Genomic DNA, 22145 nt, shown 5'->3' with positions numbered 1-22145 from the left:
GTCGAAGTCACCGGCCACCACCTTCGACCGGCTCCAGGCCCAACTGCCCCCGTCGGCGCTGTCCCAGACCTTCACCGGCTTACCGAACCCGGAACCATTACTGGTCAGCGTCCACAGCGCCGTCTGATTGGCCCCGTCACTCCCCTGGCCGTAGTCGTACAGCACCCCCACGTCACCACGACCGTCACCGTCGAAGTCACCGGCCACCACCTTCGACCGGCTCCAGGCCCAACTGCCCCCGTCGGCGCTGTCCCAGACCTTCACCGGCTTACCGAACCCGGAACCGCTACTGGTCAGCGTCCACAGGGCGGTCCGGTTGGTCCCGTCGCTCTGGCGGCCGTAGTCGTAGAGCACGCCGACGTCCCCGCGGCCGTCACCGTCGAAGTCTCCGGGGACCACCTTCGACCGGCCCCAGTCCCAACTGCCGCCCGTGGCGCTGTCCCAGGCGCGCACCGGCCCGCCGAACCCGGTGCCGTTGCCGGCCATCGTCCACAGGGCCGTCCGGTTGGTCCCGTCACTGCCCTGACCGTTGTCGTACAGCACGCCCACATCGCTACGGCCGTCACCGTCGAAGTCGCCGGCGGGGGTCCGCACGGCGTTCGCGGCGACCCAGTCGCGGATGTCGTCGACACGGGCGGCGACCGCGCTGCTCGTGGCTCCCGCCGTGGAGTCGACGCCGAAGCAGCCCACCTGGTTCGAACGGCTGCCGACCGCGACCAGCGCGGGGCGGCCGTCGACGGTGCGCAGGACCGGGCCGCCCGCGTCGCCTTGGCAGACCGAGGCTCCGTCCTTGCCGCTCAGGACCAGGTCGGCGCCGTCGACAGCGGTGACGGCGAAGGTACCGGTGTGCTTGTCGAGCGGCGCCCACTCGGTCGCGGTACGGCCGTGTCCGGCCACGGTGAGGTCCTGTCCGGCTGCGGGTCCCGTGGTGGCGAGGGCGACGGGGGCCACGCCCCGCACGGGCTGCGCGAGCCGGGCCAGCACGAGATCGCGCTCGCCGTGCGGGCGCAGTTCCACGACGTTCCGCTGCCGGCCGCCGACGGTCGCGACGGTCTTCAGCCGGGGCGGACCGGCCGGCACGGAGAGGTCGGCGGCCGGGTTCTCGGCGAAGCAACTGGCGGTCGTGAGCAGCCACTCGGGCGAGACCAGCGAGCCCGAGCAGCCCCGCTGGTAGTCACCGACCAGCAGCCGGGCGGTGAAGCCGAGACCGGCGTCCGTCGAGGGCTCGCCCACCACCGAGTGCGCCGGCGTGACGCCGAGGAGCAGCAGCGGCGCCGCACCGAGCAGCGCGGCGGCGCGTCTGAGCCGGTTCGGACGTGAATCGGTCTTGCTGCGTGCGTTCATTGCAGTCCTAGGAGTCGGTCTTGGAAACTGGCTCGAAGGTCGCGGTACGCCGACTGCTCTTCACTTGTCGGAGGGTGCCTTCGCTACGCGTTCACGAAATGCACCCGATACCCGCCCCCCTCGGCCATCCAAGACCGATCTCCATGATCTCGTCCACGGGTCAAATCACCCAAACTGACAGTACGTCACACCCGGAGCATGACTTACGTCACCCGACGGACGACCGGCCCTACTTGACCGTCAGCGGCAGCAGCTTCTTGCCGGTCGGGCCGACCTGGATCTCGGTGTCCATCGCGGGGCAGACGCCGCAGTCGAAGCACGGGGTCCAGCGGCAGTCGTCGACCTCCGTCTCGTCGAGGGCGTCCTGCCAGTCCTCCCAGAGCCACTCCTTGTCGAGGCCGGAGTCGAGGTGGTCCCAGGGCAGGACCTCCTCGTAGCCGCGCTCGCGGGTGGTGTACCAGTCGACGTCGACGTCGGTGGGGGCCAGGGCCTTGTCGGCGCAGGCCATCCAGCGGTCGTACGAGAAGTGCTCGCGCCAGCCGTCGAAGCGGCCGCCGTCCTCGTAGACCGCGCGGATGACGGCGCCGAGGCGGCGGTCGCCGCGGGAGAGGAGGCCCTCGACGATGCCGGGCTTGCCGTCGTGGTAGCGGAAGCCGATGGAGCGGCCGTACTTCTTGTCGCCGCGGATCTTGTCGCGCAGCTTCTGGAGGCGGGCGTCGGTCTCCTCGGAGGAGAGCTGCGGGGCCCACTGGAAGGGGGTGTGGGGCTTGGGGACGAAGCCGCCGATGGAGACCGTGCAGCGGATGTCGTTGGCGCCGGAGACCTCGCGGCCCTTGGCGATGACGCGGGTGGCCATGTCGGCGATCTGGAGGACGTCGTCGTCGGTCTCGGTGGGCAGGCCGCACATGAAGTACAGCTTCACCTGGCGCCAGCCGTTGCCGTAGGCCGTCGCGACGGTACGGATCAGGTCCTCTTCCGAGACCATCTTGTTGATGACCTTGCGGATGCGCTCGGAGCCGCCCTCGGGGGCGAAGGTCAGGCCGGAGCGGCGGCCGTTGCGGGTCAGCTCGTTGGCCAGGTCGATGTTGAAGGCGTCGACGCGGGTCGAGGGGAGGGACAGGCCGATCTTGTCGTCCGTGTACCGGTCCGCGAGGCCCTTGGCGACGTCGGCGATCTCCGTGTGGTCGGCGGAGGAGAGGGAGAGGAGACCCACTTCCTCGAAGCCCGTTGCCTTCAGGCCCTTGTCGACCATCTCGCCGATGCCGGTGATGGAGCGCTCGCGCACCGGGCGGGTGATCATGCCGGCCTGGCAGAAGCGGCAGCCGCGGGTGCAGCCGCGGAAGATCTCCACGGACATCCGCTCGTGGACCGTCTCGGCGAGCGGGACGAGGGGCTGCTTGGGGTAGGGCCACTCGTCGAGGTCCATGACGGTGTGCTTGCTGACCCGCCACGGGACGCCGCTGCGGTTGGGTACGACGCGGGAGATGCGGCCGTCGGGCAGGTACTCGACGTCGTAGAAGCCGGGGACGTACACGCCGCCGGTCTTCGCCAGGCGCAGGAGGAGCTCCTCGCGGCCGCCGGGGCGGCCCTCGGCCTTCCAGGCGCGGATGATCGCGGTGATCTCCAGGACGGCCTGCTCGCCGTCGCCGATGACGGCGCAGTCGATGAAGTCGGCGATCGGCTCGGGGTTGAACGCCGCGTGCCCGCCGGCCAGGACGACCGGGTCGTCGATGCCGCGGTCCTTGGCCTCCAGCGGGATGCCCGCCAGGTCCAGGGCCGTGAGCATGTTGGTGTAGCCCAGCTCCGTGGAGAAGGAGAGGCCGAAGACGTCGAAGGCGCCGACCGGGCGGTGACTGTCGACGGTGAACTGCGGGACGGAGTGCTCCCGCATCAGGTCCTCCAGGTCCGGCCAGACGCTGTAGGTGCGCTCGGCGAGGACGCCCTGCTGTTCGTTGAGTACCTCGTAAAGGATCATGACGCCCTGGTTGGGCAGTCCGACCTCGTAGGCGTCGGGGTACATCAGGGCCCAGCGGACGTCGCAGGATTCCCAGTCCTTGACCGTGGAGTTGAGCTCTCCGCCGACATACTGAATCGGCTTCTGCACATGCGGGAGCAGAGCTTCGAGCTGCGGAAACACAGACTTCACAGACTCGGCGGCTTCGGCAGGCATCTCACGGAACCTTCGTGTGCTGACAAGGGGGACCATCCAGCCTAACCCGGCGAAGATGGTCCCCCCTACCGTCAGCGGCCCCGGCTCAGGCCGACATGGGTCTCTGCACCGTGATCGACTGGAGCAGCCCGACCGCCATCCACACGGCGAACATGGAGGAGCCGCCGTAGGAGACGAAGGGCAGGGGCAGACCGGTGACCGGCATGATGCCGAGCGTCATGCCGATGTTCTCGAAGGTCTGGAAGGCGAACCAGGCGACGATCCCGGCGGCGACGACCGTGCCGTACAGATCGGGGGTGGAGCGGGCGATCTTGCAGGCGCGCCAGAGGATCACGCCGAGCAGGGCGATGATCAGGCCCGCGCCGAGGAAGCCCAGCTCCTCGCCGGCGACCGTGAAGACGAAGTCGGTCTGCTGCTCGGGGACGAACCTGCCGGTGGTCTGGGAGCCCTCGAAGAGGCCGGAGCCGGTCAGTCCGCCGGAGCCGATCGCGATGCGCGCCTGGTTGGTGTTGTAGCCGACGCCGGCCGGGTCGAGGGCCGGGTTGGCGAAGGCGGCGAAGCGGGCGATCTGGTAGTCGTCCAGGATGCCGAGCTGCCACACGGCGAGCGCCCCGGCCGTGCCGGCGCCGAGCAGGCCGAAGACCCAGCGGTTGCTGGCTCCGGAGGCGAGCAGGATGCCCAGCACGATGATGACCATGACCATGACCGACCCGAGGTCGGGCATGAGCATCACGATCAGCATGGGCACGGTCGCCAGGCCCAGGGCCTGGAGCACGGTCCGGTGGTCCGGGTGCTGCCGGTCCCCCGCGTCGACGCGGGTGGCCAGCAGCATCGCCATGCCGAGGATGATCGTGAGCTTCACGAACTCCGAGGGCTGGAGGGAGAAGCCGCCGGGGAGCTTGATCCAGGAGTGGGCGCCGTTGATGGTCGAGCCGAGCGGGGTGAGCACCAGCAGGATCAGGAAGACGGAGGCGCCGTACAGGACCGGCACGGCGGTGCGCAGGGCGCGGTGGCCGAGCCAGACGATGCCGACCATGAGCGCGAGCCCGATGCCGGTGTTGAGCAGGTGGCGGGTCAGGAAGTAGTACGGGTCGCCCTGGTTGAGCTCGGTGCGGTTGCGGGTCGCGGAGTAGACCAGCAGCGAGCCCAGCAGCGACAGCCCGACGGATGCCAGCAGTATCGGCCAGTCGAGCCGCCGGGCCATGGAGTCCCGGGCGAAGAGCCGGGCCCAGCCGCCCCTGTCGGGGCCGTACCCGGAGACGTGGAAGCCGTTGGCGCCGGTCATGCGCGTGCCCTCCGGCTTCCGTGTCCGCCGCCGGTGGAGCGCCTGCCCGGGCCGCCGCGCCGTCGGCGGCGCCTGGTGTCGCGGTTCTCGGTGTTCTGGGTGGGCGGGGTGGCGCCCTGCTGCTGCTCTTCGACGGGCGCGTACTCCTCCTCGGGGGAGGCCTTCTCGTCCGGCTGGAGGTCCTTGACGATGTCCTTGGAGATCTTCGGCGCGGGGATGGTCCCGTCTGCCTTGATCGTCGGAAGCTTCGCCTGCGGCTGGGGCAGCAGCGCCTTCTTCTTGTCGATCGCGCCGTCGTCCGAGACGCCGTACAGGGCGTCGTAGATGTTGCGGACGGCGGGGCCGGAGGCGCCGGAGCCCGTACCACCCTGGGAGATCGTCATGACGATCGAGTAGTCCTTGGTGTACGTCGCGAACCAGGACGTCGTCTGCTTGCCGTGGACCTCGGCGGTACCGGTCTTGGCGTGCATCGGGATCTCGTCCTGCGGCCAGCCGCCGAACCGCCAGGCGGCGGTACCGCGGGTGGCGACGCCGGCGAGGGCGTCGTCCATCTTGGCCAGCGTGGTCTTGCTTATCGGCAGCTTGCCGTGCGACTCGGGTTCGATCGCGCTGACCTGCTTGCCGTCGGGGCTGACGACCGCCTTGCCGATGCTCGGGTCGTAGAGGGTGCCGCCGTTGGCGATGGCCGCGTAGATGGTGGCCATCTGGATGGGGGTGACGAGGGTGTCGCCCTGGCCGATGGAGTAGTTGATGGAGTCACCGGCGCGCAGCCTGTTGCCCTCGAGGCAGCCCTCGTAGGCGAGCTTCTCGACGTACGAGCCGTCCTTCTTGCCGGTCTTGCACCAGGCGTCCTTGTTGGCCTCCCAGTAGTCCTTCTTCCACTGCCGGTCGGGGACGCGGCCGGTGACCTCGTTGGGGAGGTCGATGCCGGTCTCCTTGCCGAGGCCGAACTGGTGGGCGGCCTTGTAGAAGAAGTCGTTGGGGTCCTTGGGCTTCGCGCCGCCGTCCTTCTTCCACTCCTCGTGGGCCAGGCGGTAGAAGACGGTGTCGCAGGACAGCTCCAGGGCGCGGCCGAGACTGATCGGGCCGTAGCTGGCCGACTCGAAGTTCTTGAAGACCTGGCCGCCGAGGTTGTAGGCGCTGGAGCAGTCGTACCTGCCGTCGAAGTCGTAGCCGGCCTCCACGGCGGCGGCCGAGGAGACCACCTTGAAGATGGAGCCCGGGGCCGCCTGGCCCTGGGTGGCGCGGTTGAGCAGCGGGTAGTTGGAGTCCTTGCCGGTGAGCCGCTTGTAGTCCTTGGCGGAGATGCCGCCGACCCAGGCGTTCGGGTCGTAGTCGGGGTTGGAGGCCATGGCGACGACGCGGCCGGTCTTGGCCTCCATCACCACGACGGCGCCGGCGTCGGCCTCGTAGAGCCGGTTGGTGTTGCGGTCCATCTCCTTGCGGGCGGCCTTCATGGCCTCGTTCAGCTCGTACTCGGCGACCCGCTGGACCCGCGAGTCGATGCTGGTGACGAGGTTGGAGCCGGGGGTGCCCGAGTCGGACTCGGCCTCGCCGATGACGCGGCCGAGGTTGTCGACCTCGTAGCGGGTGACGCCGGCCTTGCCGCGCAGCGCCTTGTCGTACTGGCGTTCCAGGCCGGAGCGGCCGACCTGGTCGGAGCGGAGGAAGGGCGAGTCGGTGTCCTGGGCCTTCTGCAACTCCTCGTCGGTGACCGGCGAGAGGTAGCCGAGGACCTGGGCGGTGTTCGACTTGCCGGGGGCGGCGTAGCGGCGTACGGCCATGGGCTCGGCGGTGATGCCGGGGAAGTCCTCGGCGCGCTCGCGGATCTGGAGGGCCTGCTTGACGGTGGCCTCGTCGGTGACGGGGATCGGCTGGTAGGGCGAGCCGTTCCAGCAGGGCTGCGGGGTCTCCGCGTCGCAGAGCCGGACCTTGTCGATGACGTCCTGGGGCTGCATGCCGAGGACGCCGGCGAGCTTGGTGAGGACTCCCTTGCCGTCGTCCTTCATCTTCAGCAGTTCGGTGCGGGAGGCGGAGACCACGAGCCGGGTCTCGTTGTCGGCGAGCGGCACGCCGCGGGCGTCCAGGATGGAGCCGCGGGTGGCGGGCTGGACGACCTGCTGGACGTGGTTGCCGGACGCCTCCTCGGCGTACTCGTCGCCCTGCCGGATCTGGAGGTACCAGAGCCGCCCGCCGAGGGTGGCGAGGAGGGAGAGGACGAGGATCTGGATGACGACGAGCCGGGTCTGGACGCGGGTGCTGCGGCCGGTCTCGGGGATGTTAGTCATGGGCGCAGCCCATTCGGTCGAGGGTGGTGGTGGGCGACGGGTGGGCGTTGGTCACTGGATTACTGCCTCCCCCTCGCGATGTGCTGGTTTCCCTGTCTGCTGCCGCGTCGTCGCACTCACAGCCGCTTGACCCCCTTGATGCGTCCGGCCCGGGCCACGCGTGCCCGCGCGGTCTTCATCCGCAGCCCGCCGCGCTGTCTGCCGATGCGCAGGCCGGTGCCGCCGGAGAGCCAGCCGGAGGAGATGTCCGGGCTCTGGGCGGCGGCGTTGGTGTCGGCCAGCGGGTCGTTGTCGGCGCGGCGGGCGAGCGCCATGACGCCGGGGACGACGAAGGGCGTGAGCAGCAGGTCGTACAGGGCGGCCGTGAACAGCAGGCTGGGCAGGCCGACGTGGCGGGCGGCGGTGTCGCCGACCAGGGCGCCGACGCCGGCGTAGAGCAGGGTGGTGCCGACGGCGGCGGCGACGACCACGACCATGGGGCCGGTGGCCGACCTGAGCCGGCCGTTGTCCGGTTTGGCGAGTCCGGCGAGGTAGCCGACGACGCAGAGCACCAGGGCGTAGCGTCCGGCCGCGTGGTCGGCGGGCGGGGCGAGGTCGGCGAGGAGTCCGGCGCCGAAGCCGACGAGGGCGCCGCCGACGTGGCCGTAGACCAGGGCGAGGCCGAGGACGGTGAGCAGCAGCAGGTCGGGGACGGCGCCGGGCAGGTGGAGGCGGGCGAGAACGCTGACCTGGATCACCAGGGCGACGACGACCAGGGCGACGGACAGCAGGATCCGGTTGACGCGCATGGGGTGAGAACTCCTACTGCTCGGTCTGCTCGTTCTGCTCTGTCTGGTCGTTCTGCTGTGACTGCGGGTCCTGTTGCGACTGTTCGTCCTGCGACTGCTCGTCCTGCATCGACTGCTCGTCCTGGCCGTTCTGTGTCTGGCCCTCCGGGTCGGCCCCGGCGGACGGGGTCGCGGTGACCGTCACCGTCGGGGTGGGCTTCGGCTTCGACTTCTCCGGGAGCACCGTGTCGCGCGGGTCCTTCTGCGGCGCCTGGACGACGACGCCGATGATGTCGAGCTTGGTGAAGCTGACGAACGGCGTGACTTCGAGGATGCGGGTCAGGTCGCCGCCGTTGGGGTCGACGCGGGAGACGGTGCCGACGGGCACGCCGGGCACGAAGGGCTTGTCGGCCTGGGAGCCGAAGGTGACCAGCCGGTCGCCCTTCTTGACGTCGGCCTTGCCGTTGAGGAGTTCGACCCGCAGCGGGCGGCTGCCCTGTCCGGCGGCGAAGCCGAGTTCGTCGCCGGACTCCATCCGGGTGCCGACGGTGAAGTCCGGGTCGTTGGCGAGCAGCACGGTGGCGGTGTTCGGGCCGACGGTGGTGACGCGTCCGACGAGGCCGTCGCCGTTGAGGACGGTCATGTCGCGCTTGATGCCGTCGTTGGCGCCGACGTCGATGGTGATGGTCCACGAGAAGCCCTGGGCGGCTCCTATGGCGATGACCTGGGCGCCCTTGATCCCGTACTGTCCGGCGCCGGCCAGTCCGAGCATCTTGTCGAACTGCTGGAGCCGGCTGCGGCCGCGTTCGTCGCTGCCGAGTTTCGCCTTCAGGGCCGCGTTCTGCGTCTCCAGCTCGGCGAGGCGGTCGTGCCGGTCGCCCGAGTCGCGGATCGCGGAGACCGCGTTGCCCACCGGGTCGACCGCGGAGGAGACCCCGTTCTCGATCGGACCGAAGACGTTGGCCGCGGCCTGCCGGGCACCGTCGACCGGCGAGTCCTCCCCACCGCGGATGTCCACCGTGATCAGCGCGAACGCGACGGCGATCAGCAGTACCAGGAGCAGCCGGCTCTCTTTCGTGTCCCTCACGTGCGGCGGCCGTGCCTTCCTCGTCGAAATTCGGGAATCTCGGAATTTACGTGGCGGTGTTCAGGAATTCAGCTGATTCGGTACTTCGCGGCACGTGCGGCGCATCGCGCGCTTCACGTACGTCCGGTACTGGAACCCTCTATATCAACGATCCGCCGCACGAGAGGAGATCGTCTCGTACGGCGGAACCGAAGTGTTACGTCATCTGCGGGGCGAGGCGTCCAGCACCTGCTGGAGCGCCTCGAACTCCTCGACGCACTTGCCGCTGCCGAGCGCCACGCTGTCGAGCGGGTCCTCGGCGATGTGGATCGGCATTCCGGTCTCCCGGCGCAGCCGCTCGTCGAGCCCGCGCAGCAGCGCGCCGCCACCGGTCAGGACGATGCCCCGGTCCATGATGTCTCCGGACAGCTCCGGCGGACACTTGTCGAGGGTCGTCTTGACGGCGTCGACGATCGCGTTGACCGGCTCCTCGATCGCCTTGCGCACTTCGGCGGCGGAGATGACGACGGTCTTGGGCAGGCCGGAGACCAGGTCCCGGCCGCGGATTTCGGTGTGCTCGTCGGAGTCGAGGTCGTACGCAGAACCGATCGTGATCTTGATCTGTTCGGCCGTGCGCTCACCCAGCAGAAGGCTGTACTCCTTCTTCACGTGCTGGATGATCGCGTTGTCCAGCTCGTCACCCGCGACGCGGATGGACTGGGCCGTGACGATGCCGCCGAGCGAGATGACCGCGACCTCCGTGGTGCCGCCGCCGATGTCCACCACCATGTTGCCCGTGGCCTCGTGGACGGGCAGGCCGGAGCCGATGGCCGCGGCCATGGGCTCCTCGATGATGTGCACCTGCCGGGCGCCGGCCTGGGACGACGCCTCGATGACGGCGCGGCGCTCGACGCCCGTGATGCCCGAGGGCACACAGACGACGACCCGCGGACGAGCCAGATACCGCCGCTTGTGGATCTTCAGGATGAAGTAGCGGAGCATCCGCTCGGTGATCTCGAAGTCGGCGATGACGCCGTCCTTCAGCGGACGCACGGCAACAATGTTGCCGGGCGTGCGCCCGATCATCTTCTTCGCTTCGGCGCCGACCGCGAGGATGCCACCGGTGTTGGTGTTGATCGCGACGACGGACGGCTCGTTGAGTACGATCCCGCGACCCCTGACGTACACCAGCGTGTTGGCGGTCCCGAGGTCGACAGCCATGTCACGGCCGATGAACGACATTGAGTTCCCCATCAGGATTCGACTGGCCTTCCCAGGAGCTTTTGAGGGCTTTTCAGGTAGGCGAAGTGGGTGCAGTGACGCGTGGAGGCTTCTATCGTAGACGCGCTTTCGCGAACACTGCGCGAGGGTCTTCGCCATTGTCAGCAGATGGCGCACCGCCTCGCTTGTGGAGACGGGCCAACGGTGGGATCCGTTCCCCCGATCAGGCGCGCATATGCCATGGGGCGGCCGCCTTTGACGCGACCGCCCCCCTGCTCCGCCTGGGCCGTTCGACTGACGTGCAGTCAGAAAAAACGTGTCGGGCGGGTCCCCGAGTGGACTCAGACCCGGCCCGGGAAGAAGATCTTCAGCTCGCGCTCGGCGGACTCCTCGGAGTCGGAGGCGTGGATCAGGTTCTCCCGGACGATCACGCCGTAGTCCCCGCGGATGGAGCCGGGGGCGGCGGCGATCGGGTCGGTCGGGCCGGCCAGCGCGCGCACGCCCTCGATGACCCGCTCACCCTCGACGACCAGGGCGACGACCGGGCCGGAGGCCATGAACTCGACCAGCGGCTCGTAGAAGGGCTTGCCCTTGTGCTCGCCGTAGTGCTGCTCCAGGGTCTCGGCGTCCAGGGTGCGCAGTTCCAGCGCGGTGATCTGCCAGCCGGCCTTGCGCTCGATACGGCTGATGATCTCGCCGGTCAGGCCACGACGGACGGCGTCGGGCTTGAGGAGGACGAGGCTGCGCTGCGTCACGAGGGGCTCCCTTGCAGGTGTGCGGTTGTGCGGGTGATGACTGAGGTTACCGGGCGTGTCGCGGCGCCCGTCACGCAGCGTCAGGCGGTGGCGGGGAGGCCCGCTCAGGCGGCGTCGGGCGCGGCCGGCTCGGCCTGGGCGGCGAATCTCGCCTTGGCCTCGTCGATCTTCCGCCCGTAGTGCACGGAGGCCCACCACAGGGCGGCGAAGGCGACGCCCAGGAAGAACATCGCCGGGACGACGAAGCCGGAGGCGATCAGCGCGATCTGGAGCGCCCAGCCGAGGGCGACGCCGCCCGGCCGGGTCACGGCGCCGCACAGCGCCACGCACAGGAACATGGCGATGCCGCAGACCGTCCAGACCGTCCCCGTGGACAGGTCCGGGTCCTTCATCGCGACCAGGCCGGCGAAGCCGATCACGAAGACCTCGCCGATCAGAGTGGAAGCACAGAGCGTACGCACGGTTTCTCAGCCCCTCCCCAGGAGCAGTCGGGCCTCGCCGACGGTGATGACGGAGCCGGTGACGAGGACACCGCCGCCCGAGAACTCGCCCTCCTCCTCGGCCAGCGTGATCGCGGCCTCCAGGGCGTCCGGCAGCCGCGGCTCGACCTGGACGCGGTCCTCGCCGAACACCTCGACGGCGATCCCGGCCAGTTCGTCGGCGTCCATCGCGCGGTGGCTGGAGTTCTGGGTGACGACGACCTCGGCGAAGACCGGCTCGAAGGCCTCCAGGAAGCCCCGCACGTTCTTGTCGGCGCTCGCGCCGACCACGCCGATGAGCCGGCTGAACTCGAACGCCTCCCCGACGGCCTCCGCGGTGACCCGGGCGCCGGCCGGATTGTGCGCGGCGTCGAGCACCACGGTGGGCGAGCGCCGCACCACCTCCATCCGCCCGGGCGAGGCGACGGCGGCGAACGCCTTGCGGACGGTGTCGACGTCAAGCGGCTCGGGACGCTGCGCGCCCACGCCGAAGAACGCCTCGACGGCGGCCAGCGCGACGGCGGCGTTGTGCGCCTGGTGGGCGCCGTGCAGCGGCAGGTAGAGCTCGGGGTACTCGCCGCCGAGGCCACGCAGGGTCATCAACTGCCCGCCCACGGCGACCTGCCGGGAGACCACGCCGAACTCGAGCCCCTCGCGCGCGACGGTGGCGTTGACGTCCACGGCCTTCTTCAGCAGCACCTGCGCCGCGTCCACCGGCTGCTGGGCCAGGATCACGGTGGCGTCCTGCTTGACGATGCCGGCCTTCTCGGTGGCGATCTCGCCGGGCGTCTCGCCCAGGCGGTCGGTGTGGTCCAGGTCGATGGGGGTGACGACGGCGACGTCCCCGTCGATGACGTTGGTCGCGTCCCAGGAACCGCCCATCCCGACCTCGACGACGGCGACGTCCACGGGGGCGTCGGCGAACGCGGCGTACGCCATGCCGGTCAGCACCTCGAAGAAGGACAGCCGGTACTCCTGCTGGGCGTCGACCATCTCGACGTACGGCTTGATGTCCCGGTACGTCTCGACGAAGCGCTCGGCGGAGATCGCGGCGCCGTCCAGGCTGATCCGCTCGGTGATGGACTGCACGTGCGGCGAGGTGTAACGCCCGGTGCGCAGCTCGAAGGCGCCGAGCAGGGCCTCGATCATGCGGGCGGTGGAGGTCTTGCCGTTCGTCCCCGTGATGTGGATGGAGGGGTACGAGCGCTGCGGGTCGCCCAGTACGTCCATCAGCGCGGCGATCCGGGCGACGGACGGCTCCAGCTTGGTCTCGCCCCAGCGGGTCGCCAGCTCCGCCTCGACCTCGCGCAGGGCCTTGTCCACCTCGGGGTCCTCGGGGCGCCCGGGCACGTCGGCCTGCGGGGGGCCGCCCTGGGTGCGCAGGGTGCGGCTGCCGGCCTCGATGACGGCGAGGTCGGGGTCGCGGGTGGTCTCCGCCGCGATGATCTGCTCGAAGGAGTCAGCGGGGTCGGGCTGGTCGTTGTCGCCGGGGTTGTCACTCACGGGTCCCAGTCTACGGAGGTCGCCCGCGGCGGGGTGGCTGAGGTCCCGTGGCGTGGGACGGCCCGTTGTGGCTTGTCGCGCAGTTCCCCGCGCCCCTGCGTGGCGAAGGTCCCCGGCGCTCAATGCTCCGGGGACCTTCGTCGTCGTTCCAGCCTTTACGCCTGCGGCAGCCTCTCCAGCTGGGACTGGATGCGGGTGATGTCCTCGTCCGCCTTGGCCAGGCGGCCGCGGATCTTGTCGACCACGTTGTCCGGGGCCTTGGCCAGGAACGCCTCGTTGCCGAGCTTGGCGGTGGCCTGGGCCTTCTCCTTCTCGGCGGCGGCGAGGTCCTTCGCGAGCCGCTTGCGCTCGGCGGCGAAGTCGATCACGCCGGAGAGGTCGAGGGAGACCTCGACACCCGCGACCGGGAGCGTGGCCGTCGCGGTGAAGGCGTCGCCCTCCGGCTGGAGGCGCAGCAGTTGGCGGACGGCAGCCTCGTGGGCCGCCAGCGGACTGCCCGCGAGCGTCAGCCGGGCCGGGACCCGCTGGCCGGGCTGGAGGCCCTGGTCGGCGCGGAAGCGGCGGACCTCGGTGATCACCGACTGGACGGTCTCGATCTCCCGCTCGGCGTCGGCGTCCCGGAAACCGGAGTCCGCCGGCCACTCGGCGATCACGACGGACTCACCGCCCGTGAGCGTCGTCCACAGCGTCTCGGTGACGAAGGGGACGACCGGGTGGAGGAGGCGCAGCGTGACGTCCAGGACCTCGCCCAGGACGCGCTTGGAGACCTCGGCCGCCTCGCCGCCGGCCTGGAAGGTGGTCTTGGACAGCTCGACGTACCAGTCGAAGACCTCGTCCCAGGCGAAGTGGAACAGGGCGTCGGAGAGCTTCGCGAACTGGTAGTCCTCGTAGTACGCGTCGACCTCGGCGACGATCGTGTTGAGGCGGGAGAGGATCCACCGGTCGGTCGAGGACATGGCGGACGCGTCCGGCAGCGGGCCCTCGATCGTCGCGCCGTTCATCAGCGCGAAGCGGGTGGCGTTCCAGATCTTGTTGGCGAAGTTCCGGGAGCCCTGGACCCAGTCCTCGCCGATCGGGACGTCGGTGCCCGGGTTGGCGCCGCGCGCGAGGGTGAAGCGGAGCGCGTCGGAGCCGTACTTGTCCATCCAGTCCAGCGGGTTGACGACGTTGCCGAAGGACTTCGACATCTTCTTGCCGTTCTGGTCACGGACCATGCCGTGCAGGGCGATGGTGTGGAACGGCGGGGTGCCGTCCATCGCGTAGAGGCCGAACATCATCATCCGGGCGACCCAGAAGAAGAGGATGTCGTAGCCGGTGACCAGGACGGAGTTCGGGTAGAACTTCGCGAGCGACTCGGTCTGCTCCGGCCAGCCGAGCGTGGAGAACGGCCACAGGCCGGAGGAGAACCACGTGTCGAGCACGTCGTTGTCCTGCGTCCAGCCCTCGCCGGTCGGCGCCTCGTCGTCGGGGCCGACGCAGACGACCTCGCCGTTCGGCCCGTACCAGACGGGGATGCGGTGGCCCCACCACAGCTGGCGCGAGATGCACCAGTCGTGGAGGTTGTCGACCCAGTCGAAGTACCGCTTCTCCATCTCCTGCGGATGGATCTTGACCTTGCCGTCACGGACCGCGTCACCGGCCGCCTTGGCCAGCGGGCCGACCTTGACCCACCACTGCATGGACAGGCGCGGCTCGATGGTGGTCTTGCAGCGCGAGCAGTGGCCGACGCTGTGGACGTAGGGCCGCTTCTCGGCGACGATCCGGCCGTCGGCGCGCAGCGCGGCGACGATGGCGGAGCGGGCCTCGAGACGGTCCAGGCCCTGGAAGGGGCCGTGGGCGGTGATGACGGCGTGCTCGTCCATGACCGCGATGGCGGGCAGGTCGTGGCGCCGGCCGATCTCGAAGTCGTTCGGGTCGTGGGCGGGCGTCACCTTGACGGCGCCGGTGCCGAACTCGGGGTCGACGTGCTCGTCGGCGACGACGGGGATCGAGCGGTCGGTGAGCGGCAGCTTGATGAGCTTGCCGATCAGGTGCTTGTACCGCTCGTCCTCGGGGTGGACGGCGACGGCCGTGTCACCGAGCATCGTCTCCGCGCGGGTGGTGGCGACGACGATGGTGTCGTCCCCGTCCCCGTACTTCATGGAGACCAGCTCGCCGTCGTCGTCCTGGTACTCGACCTCGATGTCGGAGATCGCGGTCAGGCAGCGCGGGCACCAGTTGATGATGCGCTCGGCGCGGTAGATCAGCTCGTCGTCGTAGAGCCGCTTGAAGATGGTCTGGACGGCCTGCGAGAGGCCCTCGTCCATCGTGAAGCGCTCACGGGACCAGGCGACCGCGTCGCCGAGGCGGCGCATCTGCCCGCTGATCTGGCCGCCGGACTCGCCCTTCCACTGCCAGACGCGCTCGACGAACGCCTCCCGGCCGAGGTCGTGCCGGGACTTGCCCTCCTTGGCCAGTTCCCGCTCGACGACGTTCTGCGTGGCGATGCCGGCGTGGTCCATGCCGGGCTGCCACAGCGTCTCGTACCCCTGCATGCGCTTGCGGCGGGTCAGGGCGTCGATGAGCGTGTGCTCGAAGGCGTGCCCGAGGTGCAGGCTGCCGGTGACGTTCGGCGGGGGGATGACGACGGTGTACGGAGGCTTCTCGCTCTTGGCGTCGGCCTCGAAGTAACCCCGTTCTACCCAGCGCTCGTACAGCTTCCCCTCTACCTCGGCCGGCGCGTACTGGGTCGGCAGTTCGGTGGCGGGTGCGGGCTGCGGCTGCTGAGAGTTCTCGGTCACGGGGGTCAGTTTAAGGGCGTCACGGCCCTGTCCCGAAACGCGTTTCCTTTGTAACGGTGCGCCCCCCGGTGACCTGCGCACGCCAGGTCTGAGTCAGGATGTCAGCATCACGTAAGCATCTGGAGGGGAACCCAGGAATGTCTCACAACCAGCCGGGCCCGTACGGCGGGCAGCCCCAGCAGCCCGGTCCGTACGGCCAGCCGGGCCCGTACGGCCAGCAGCCGCCGCAGGCGCCCCAGCCCGGCTACGGCTACCCCCAGCAGACGCCTCCCCCGCAGCCGGGCTACGGCTACCCGCAGCAGCCCCAGCAGGGCGGCGTCCCGCCGCAGACCCCTCCTTACGGCCAGCAGCCCCCGTACGGCCAGCAGCCGCCCTACGGCCAGCAGCCCTACGGCATGCCCCAGCCCCCGGCGCCTGGCGGCGGCAAGAAGAAGACCGGCCTGATCATCGGCGCGGTGGCGGTCGTGGCGGCCATCGGCGTGGGCGCGTACTTCGTGCTGGGCGGGGGCGGCGGCGCGGGCGGCCTGGAGGACGACGGCGCGCACAAGCTGACGACGCCGGCCACGGTCCTGGGCGACTACAAGCGCGCGAGCGAGGAGTCCGCCGAGACCGACAAGGACACGGTCGAGGACCTCAAGAAGAGCGGGGTCGAGGACGGCACGAGCGTGACCGGCTTCTACACCACCGCCGACCTGACGGGTTACGACCCCTCGGACCCGGAGACCGCTCCCGACCCGAGCGAGATGGCGACCGCCAAGGGCGTCACCTACATCGGCGCGTACGGGAAGATCTCCGACCCGGAGTCCGTGCTCGACAAGTTCTTCGCCGAGTTCAAGAAGGAGTCCGAGAAGAACTCCTCCTCCTCGTCCGAGACCGGCGGCGGCAAGGTGGTCGGCGAGCCCGAGTCGGTCGACATCGACGGCGCGGTCATGAAGTGCCAGGGAGTCGAGGGGAAGAACCCGCTCACCAAGAAGCAGAAGACGGACTGGATCTGCGCCTGGTCGGACTACAGCACGATCGCGCTGGTCTCCCCCGGTGACGCCACCAAGGGTGTGACGAAGGACGTCGCGGTGGACATCACCACCAAGCTCCGCAAGGAGATCCGCGTCAAGGCCTGAGCCGGGCGGAACGGCGAAAAGGGCCCCGGTCGGGAGACCGGGGCCCTTTCGGCGTTCGTGAGACGAGCGGCGGTTACGCCGTCTTCTGCTCGCCCGAGCCGCGCCCGCGCGAATCCCGGGGGATCAGCGTCGGGTTGACGTTGGAGAGGACCACGTCGGCGGTGATGACGACGCGGGCGACGTCCTTGCGGGACGGGACCTCGTACATCACGCCCTGGAGGACCTCCTCCATGATGGCGCGCAGGCCGCGGGCGCCGGTCTGGCGGAGGATGGCCTGGTCGGCGATGGCCTCCAGGGCCTCGCGCTCGAAGTCCAGCTCCACGCCGTCGAGTTCGAAGAGGCGCTCGTACTGCTTGACGAGCGCGTTGCGCGGCTCGACCAGGATCTGGAGCAGGGCCTCGCGGTCCAGGTTGTGCACCGAGGTGATGACCGGGAGCCGGCCGATGAACTCGGGGATCATGCCGAACTTGACCAGGTCCTCCGGCATGACCTGCTCGAACTGGTCCTTGGACTCGATCTCGCGCTTGGAGCGGATCTGCGCGCCGAAGCCGATGCCCTTGGCGCCCGCCCGGCCCTCGATGATCTTCTCCAGGCCGGCGAAGGCACCGCCCACGATGAACAGGACGTTCGTCGTGTCGATCTGGATGAACTCCTGGTGCGGGTGCTTGCGTCCGCCCTGCGGCGGGACGGAGGCGGTGGTGCCCTCCAGGATCTTCAGCAGGGCCTGCTGGACGCCCTCGCCCGACACGTCGCGCGTGATGGAGGGGTTTTCACTCTTCCGCGCGACCTTGTCGATCTCGTCGATGTAGATGATCCCGGTCTCGGCCTTCTTGACGTCGTAGTCGGCGGCCTGGATCAGCTTCAGCAGGATGTTCTCGACGTCCTCGCCGACGTACCCCGCCTCGGTGAGCGCCGTGGCGTCGGCGATCGCGAAGGGGACGTTCAGCATGCGCGCCAGCGTCTGCGCGAGGAGGGTCTTGCCGGAGCCCGTGGGGCCCAGCAGGAGGATGTTGGACTTGGCCAACTCGATGGCGTCCTCGCGGCCTTGGGCGCCGCCGTTCTCGCCGGCCTGGACCCGCTTGTAGTGGTTGTACACCGCGACGGAGAGGGCCTTCTTGGCCGCCTCCTGGCCGACCACGTAACCCTCGAGGAACTCGTAGATCTCGCGGGGCTTCGGGAGCTCCTCCCAGCGCACCTCGCTGGTCTCCGCGAGCTCTTCCTCGATGATCTCGTTGCAGAGATCGATGCACTCGTCGCAGATGTAGACACCGGGCCCTGCGATGAGCTTCTTGACCTGCTTCTGGCTCTTGCCGCAGAACGAGCACTTGAGCAGATCGCCGCCGTCACCGATGCGTGCCACGGTGTGCTTCCCCTTCGCCTGGGAGACTCCTGGACGTCGACCTGACGTCGACGTGCAGCGGACTCCTGGTGCTGCCTTATGTCCGACGGTACCTTGCCGGGCCCCCCGTCCGGGCCCCCCTTGGCACGGTTCGCTTTGACGTGAACCGCGTCAAACCATGCCAAGGAGCGGCAGACGATACAGCCTCCCGCCTAGCGGAGAGAGGAGTTGTCCATCTTCCGGGTGGTGATGATCTGGTCGATCAGGCCGTAGCTCAGCGCGTCCTCGGCCGTGAGGATCTTGTCGCGCTCGATGTCCTCGCGGATCTTCTCGACCGGCGTGGTGGAGTGCTTGGCCAGCATCTCCTCCAGCTGCGAGCGCATCCGGAGGATCTCGTTGGCGGCGATCTCCAGGTCGGAGACCTGACCGCGGCCGGTCTCGCTGTACGGCTGGTGGATCAGCACGCGGGCGTTCGGGAGCGCCATGCGCTTGCCCGGGGTGCCGGCGGCCAGCAGGACGGCGGCGGCGGAGGCGGCCTGGCCCATGCAGACCGTCTGGATGTCCGGCTTCACGTACTGCATCGTGTCGTAGATGGCCGTGAGCGCCGTGAAGGAGCCGCCGGGGCTGTTGATGTAGACCGAGATGTCCCGGTCGGGGTCCATCGACTCCAGGCACAGCAGCTGCGCCATGACGTCGTTGGCGGAGGCGTCGTCGATCTGGACGCCGAGGAAGATCACGCGCTCCTCGAAGAGCTTCGCGTACGGGTCGTACTCGCGCACGCCCTGCGAGGTGCGCTCGACGAAGCGCGGGATCACGTAGCGGGACTCGGCGGACGGGCCGGTGTACTCGGCACGCGAGCGGTCGTACAGGCCGCTGCCGGGGAAGTCGTTCACAGTGTCTCCTGTAAAGGGGCTGAGGCGGTCGGCTCGGGGCGGGGGATGGCTCAGGCGCCCGTGCCGCCGCCGCCCGGCATGCCGGCGGCGGTGGGGATCACGTCGTCGATGAGGCCGTACTCCTTGGCCTCGAAGGCGTCGAACCAGCGGTCGCGGTCCGAGTCGCGGGTGATCTGCTCGACCGACTGGCCGGTGTGCTGCGAGGTCAGCTCCGCCATGCGCTTCTTGGTGTGCAGCAGCCGCTCGGCGTGGATCTTGATGTCCGAGGCCGAACCGGCGAGGCCGGCGGAGGGCTGGTGGATCAGGATCTCGGCGTTCGGCAGCGCGAAGCGCTTGCCCGGGGTGCCCGCGCTGAGCAGGAACTGCCCCATGGAGGCCGCGAGGCCCATGGCGATCGTCACCACGTCGTTCTTGATGAACTGCATGGTGTCGTAGATCGCCATACCGGCCGTGATCGAGCCGCCGGGGCTGTTGATGTACAGGAAGATGTCCTTGTCCGGGTCGGCGGCAAGGAGCAGCAGCTGTGCGGTGATCTTGTTGGCAATGTCGTCGTCGACCGGCTGGCCGAGGAAGATGATCCGCTCGCCGAGCAGCCGGTTGTAGACCTGGTCGCCGAGGCCACCACCGATCGAGGGCTCGCCGGCGGCTGAGGGCATCAGATTCGTCACGTATCCACCTGCTCGTCTTACGACGGCGCCGGGCCGTCTCACGTTTCCCTGCGGGGCTGGAGCCGCTTTCGGGGACTCCCCTGCCCTCGTATTCATGGACCCTAACGCGGTGGGCCTGCGGCGCCATCCCGGTTCCCGCGGTGTTCGCCGGGGGCGTAGCGCCGTGGCGGGTGCGGTTGGCCGCCGGGTGCGGGTGCGTCGTGGTTGATCGCGCAGTTCCCCGCGCCCCTGAGGGGGCTGTCCGGCCGTACGGCGAAAGGGCCCCGGAACTGATCGTCCGGGGCCCTTTTCACGTCCGTCGGCAAAGACGCGAGGGTCAGCCCTCGGTCTTCTCCTCGGCCTTCTCGTCACCCGACTCGGTGGGCTCGGCGGCGGCCTCGGCGGCCTCCGTCTCGTCCTCCTCGTCGTCCAGGTCGACGATCTCGCCGTTGGTGTCCTTGACCGTGGCCTTCTCGACCACGGCGGCCAGGGCCTTGCCGCGGGCGACCTCGCCGACGAGGAGCGGGACCTGGCCCTGCTCGACGACGGCCTGGGCGAACTGGTCGGGGGACATGCCGGAGGAGGCGGCACGGCGCATGAGGTGCTCGGTCAGCTCTTCCTGGCTGACGTTGAGCTTCTCCTGCTTGACCAGCTCGTCGAGGACGAACTGGGTCTTGATGCCCTTGACCGCGGCCTCACGGGTCTCGGTCTCGAACTCCTCGGCGGTCTTGCCCTGGAGCTCCAGGTACTTCTCCAGGTCGAGACCCATCTGGCCGAGCTGGTGGTGCTCGAGGTTGTGCTTACGGGTGTTGACCTCGTCCTCGAGGAGCTTCTCGGGGACGGGGACCTCGACCAGTTCGAGCAGCTTGTCCAGCACGCGCTCCTGGGCCTGCGTGGCCTGGTCGTACTGCTTCATGTTGGCGAGGCGCTTGCGGCTGTCGGCGCGCAGCTCCTCCAGCGTGTCGAACTCCGACGCGAGCTGCGCGAAGTCGTCGTCCAGCTCGGGCAGCTCGCGCGCGGCGACCTGGCTGACCTTGACGGTCACCTGGGCCTCCTTGCCGGCCCCCGAGCCGCCCTTGAGCTCGGAGGTGAAGGTGGTCTCGCCACCGGCCTCCAGGCCCGTCACGGCGTCGTCGATGCCTTCCAGCAGCTCGCCGGAGCCGATCGTGTAGGAGACGCCGTCGGCGACGCCGTCCTCCAGGACCTCGCCGTCGACCTCGGCCCGCAGGTCGAGGGTGACCACGTCGCCCTCGGCGGCGGCGCGCTCGACCGGGGAGGTGGAGGCGAAGCGCTCGCGCAGCTGCTCCACCGACTTCTCGACGTCCTCGTCGGAGACGTCCACGGCGTCGACCTCGACCTCGATGCCGGAGTAGTCCGGGATCTCGACGGTCGGGCGGACGTCGACCTCGGCGGTGAAGTTCAGCGTCTCGCCGTCCTTCAGCTCCGTGATGTCGACCTCGGGCTGGCCGAGCGGGTTCAGCTCGGCCTCGTTGACCGCGTCGGTGTAGAACTTGGGAAGCGCGTCGTTGACCGCCTCCTCCAGCACCGCACCGCGGCCGAACCGCTGGTCGATGACCCGGGCCGGGATCTTGCCCTTGCGGAAGCCCTTCACCGTGACCTGCTGGTTGATCTTCTTGTACGCCGCGTCGAGGCTGTCCTTGAGCTCCTCGAAGGGCACCTCGACAGTGAGCCGAACCCGAGTCGGGTTCAGGGTCTCCACGGCGCTCTTCACGGTTCGGTCTCCTTGGTGGCTGACTTCTTGGGTTTTGCCGGAGCCAGAGCGGCATCCGGCAAATTTCGCCGCCCGGAGACTTCAGACTGAGACACACGGGCGTGCAGCTTGCATAGTAACGGCAGCGACTACACGGCCCAAAAGGCGATCACCGGCGCTCGTGCGCGGGGGATCCTCGGGTGATCGGCCGAGGTGGTCGGGGTGGCGGGATTTGAACCCACGGCCTTCCGCTCCCAAAGCGGACGCGCTACCAAGCTGCGCCACACCCCGTCTGGTGCGAGACGTAGGGTACATGCCGCCGGGCGCCGGGCACCGCAGAGTTTCCGGTGCGTCCGGTCCGGTCCGGCGCGGACCGGAAGGGGTGTGCGGCGAGGGGGACCGACCCGCTACGATGCCTTCAGTGCCGCGGTCACCGACCTGCGGCGCGTGCTGTGCGGGCGTAGCTCAATGGTAGAGCCCTAGTCTTCCAAACTAGCTACGCGGGTTCGATTCCCGTCGCCCGCTCCATACGGCTCAGGGCCAGGTCGGAGGATCATCCTCCGGCCTGGCCCTGATCGGTTTCCGGTCGGAGGCGGGCGCCTCCGAAGCGCGCCGGTGGGACGGCAGCTGTCGGCGCCGTGATGCTTCCGATGGCCCAGCACCTGCGCCCTCTCCCGGACGGCGAGCGGGCGGACCGTGGTGGCGGATCTGCCCGTGGGCGGCGCCGACGGGCAGCCCTCCTGGCCCTCCCCGGCGTGCTGCCGCCAGGTCGGGCCCGG

General features: G+C 69.5%; 16 protein-coding genes and 2 tRNA genes. 2 read left to right on the top strand and 16 right to left on the bottom strand.

The features are described from left to right. The 11 genes from ACZ67M_RS02240 to ACZ67M_RS02190 form a co-directional block, all read right to left on the bottom strand. Window positions 1-1344 (bottom strand): S1 family peptidase (locus ACZ67M_RS02240; protein ID WP_469849235.1); only part of this gene is annotated, 1344 nt, incomplete at its 3' end. 229 nt (window positions 1345-1573) lie between these two features. Then, window positions 1574-3514 carry a TIGR03960 family B12-binding radical SAM protein gene (locus tag ACZ67M_RS02235; RefSeq protein WP_361354723.1) on the bottom strand — a complete coding sequence of 647 codons (1941 nt, stop codon included), beginning with the start codon at window positions 3512-3514 and terminating at the stop codon, window positions 1574-1576. A gap of 85 nt (window positions 3515-3599) precedes the next feature. Next, complete coding sequence (rodA, locus tag ACZ67M_RS02230; protein WP_361354720.1) at window positions 3600-4799, bottom strand: rod shape-determining protein RodA; 1200 nt, start codon at window positions 4797-4799, stop codon at window positions 3600-3602. Next, a complete protein-coding gene (mrdA, locus tag ACZ67M_RS02225; RefSeq protein ID WP_361354718.1) occupies window positions 4796-7087 on the bottom strand; it encodes a penicillin-binding protein 2 in 2292 nt (763 codons plus the stop codon). Before mrdA ends, rodA begins: the two co-directional genes overlap by 4 nt. A 116-nt stretch (window positions 7088-7203) precedes the next feature. Further along, entirely contained in the window at window positions 7204-7875 is a 672-nt protein-coding gene (mreD, locus tag ACZ67M_RS02220; RefSeq protein ID WP_122620124.1) for a rod shape-determining protein MreD, read from the bottom strand. A 13-nt stretch (window positions 7876-7888) separates the two neighbouring features. Continuing rightward, window positions 7889-8941: a rod shape-determining protein MreC gene (gene mreC, locus ACZ67M_RS02215; protein ID WP_385798612.1), complete on the bottom strand. Its 1053-nt coding sequence runs from the start codon at window positions 8939-8941 to the stop codon at window positions 7889-7891. 201 nt (window positions 8942-9142) lie between these two features. Further along, the gene (locus tag ACZ67M_RS02210; protein WP_007449816.1) at window positions 9143-10162 is read right to left on the bottom strand and encodes a rod shape-determining protein; all 1020 of its coding nucleotides are present in this window, start codon (window positions 10160-10162) and stop codon (window positions 9143-9145) included. Window positions 10163-10482: 320 nt separating this feature from the next. Further along, window positions 10483-10896: a nucleoside-diphosphate kinase gene (gene ndk / locus ACZ67M_RS02205; RefSeq protein WP_064727869.1), complete on the bottom strand. Its 414-nt coding sequence runs from the start codon at window positions 10894-10896 to the stop codon at window positions 10483-10485. A gap of 104 nt (window positions 10897-11000) precedes the next feature. Beyond that, window positions 11001-11357 (bottom strand): DUF4233 domain-containing protein, encoded by a 357-nt coding sequence (locus ACZ67M_RS02200; RefSeq protein ID WP_122620122.1) that lies wholly within the window; start codon window positions 11355-11357, stop codon window positions 11001-11003. Between the two features lie 6 nt (window positions 11358-11363). After that, window positions 11364-12878 carry a bifunctional tetrahydrofolate synthase/dihydrofolate synthase gene (gene folC, locus ACZ67M_RS02195; protein WP_469849234.1) on the bottom strand — a complete coding sequence of 505 codons (1515 nt, stop codon included), beginning with the start codon at window positions 12876-12878 and terminating at the stop codon, window positions 11364-11366. 155 nt (window positions 12879-13033) lie between these two features. Next, on the bottom strand, window positions 13034-15658 hold the full coding sequence (locus ACZ67M_RS02190; RefSeq protein ID WP_469849232.1) for a valine--tRNA ligase: 2625 nt from the start codon (window positions 15656-15658) through the stop codon (window positions 13034-13036). Window positions 15659-15795: 137 nt separating this feature from the next. Between ACZ67M_RS02190 and ACZ67M_RS02185 the strand changes: the two genes are divergently transcribed. Then, window positions 15796-16776 carry a hypothetical protein gene (locus ACZ67M_RS02185; protein WP_361354707.1) on the top strand — a complete coding sequence of 327 codons (981 nt, stop codon included), beginning with the start codon at window positions 15796-15798 and terminating at the stop codon, window positions 16774-16776. 73 nt (window positions 16777-16849) lie between these two features. On the opposite strand, the gene clpX is transcribed toward ACZ67M_RS02185, so the two are convergent. The 5 genes from clpX to ACZ67M_RS02160 form a co-directional block, all read right to left on the bottom strand. Then, on the bottom strand, window positions 16850-18136 hold the full coding sequence (clpX, locus tag ACZ67M_RS02180) for an ATP-dependent Clp protease ATP-binding subunit ClpX (protein WP_122620118.1): 1287 nt from the start codon (window positions 18134-18136) through the stop codon (window positions 16850-16852). Window positions 18137-18327: 191 nt separating this feature from the next. Continuing rightward, a complete protein-coding gene (locus tag ACZ67M_RS02175; protein ID WP_122620117.1) occupies window positions 18328-19008 on the bottom strand; it encodes an ATP-dependent Clp protease proteolytic subunit in 681 nt (226 codons plus the stop codon). A 50-nt stretch (window positions 19009-19058) separates the two neighbouring features. Further along, window positions 19059-19664: an ATP-dependent Clp protease proteolytic subunit gene (locus ACZ67M_RS02170; protein WP_064731751.1), complete on the bottom strand. Its 606-nt coding sequence runs from the start codon at window positions 19662-19664 to the stop codon at window positions 19059-19061. 328 nt (window positions 19665-19992) lie between these two features. Continuing rightward, on the bottom strand, window positions 19993-21387 hold the full coding sequence (tig, locus tag ACZ67M_RS02165) for a trigger factor (RefSeq protein WP_385798619.1): 1395 nt from the start codon (window positions 21385-21387) through the stop codon (window positions 19993-19995). A gap of 193 nt (window positions 21388-21580) precedes the next feature. Then, window positions 21581-21657: transfer RNA gene (locus tag ACZ67M_RS02160), tRNA-Pro, on the bottom strand. Between the two features lie 163 nt (window positions 21658-21820). Between ACZ67M_RS02160 and ACZ67M_RS02155 the strand changes: the two genes are divergently transcribed. Further along, a tRNA-Gly gene (locus tag ACZ67M_RS02155) sits at window positions 21821-21894 on the top strand. Window positions 21895-22145 lie beyond the last annotated feature (251 nt).

The sequence above is a fragment of the Streptomyces sp. NPDC107500 genome (genome assembly GCF_055582785.1).
The sequence above is the reverse complement of the archived record's forward strand: the minus strand, read 5'-3'. Positions and strand labels throughout refer to the sequence as shown.

Bases quoted from the DNA above. Each gene is read 5' to 3' on its own strand.
- ACZ67M_RS02235 (WP_361354723.1), bottom strand. From the start codon at position 3,514: ATGCCTGCCGAAGCCGCCGAGTCTGTGAAGTCTGTGTTTCCGCAGCTC.
- rodA (WP_361354720.1), bottom strand. From the start codon at position 4,799: ATGACCGGCGCCAACGGCTTCCACGTCTCCGGGTACGGCCCCGACAGG.
- mrdA (WP_361354718.1), bottom strand. From the start codon at position 7,087: ATGACTAACATCCCCGAGACCGGCCGCAGCACCCGCGTCCAGACCCGG.
- mreD (WP_122620124.1), bottom strand. From the start codon at position 7,875: ATGCGCGTCAACCGGATCCTGCTGTCCGTCGCCCTGGTCGTCGTCGCC.
- ACZ67M_RS02210 (WP_007449816.1), bottom strand. From the start codon at position 10,162: ATGTCGTTCATCGGCCGTGACATGGCTGTCGACCTCGGGACCGCCAAC.
- ACZ67M_RS02185 (WP_361354707.1), top strand. From the start codon at position 15,796: ATGTCTCACAACCAGCCGGGCCCGTACGGCGGGCAGCCCCAGCAGCCC.
- ACZ67M_RS02170 (WP_064731751.1), bottom strand. From the start codon at position 19,664: ATGCCCTCAGCCGCCGGCGAGCCCTCGATCGGTGGTGGCCTCGGCGAC.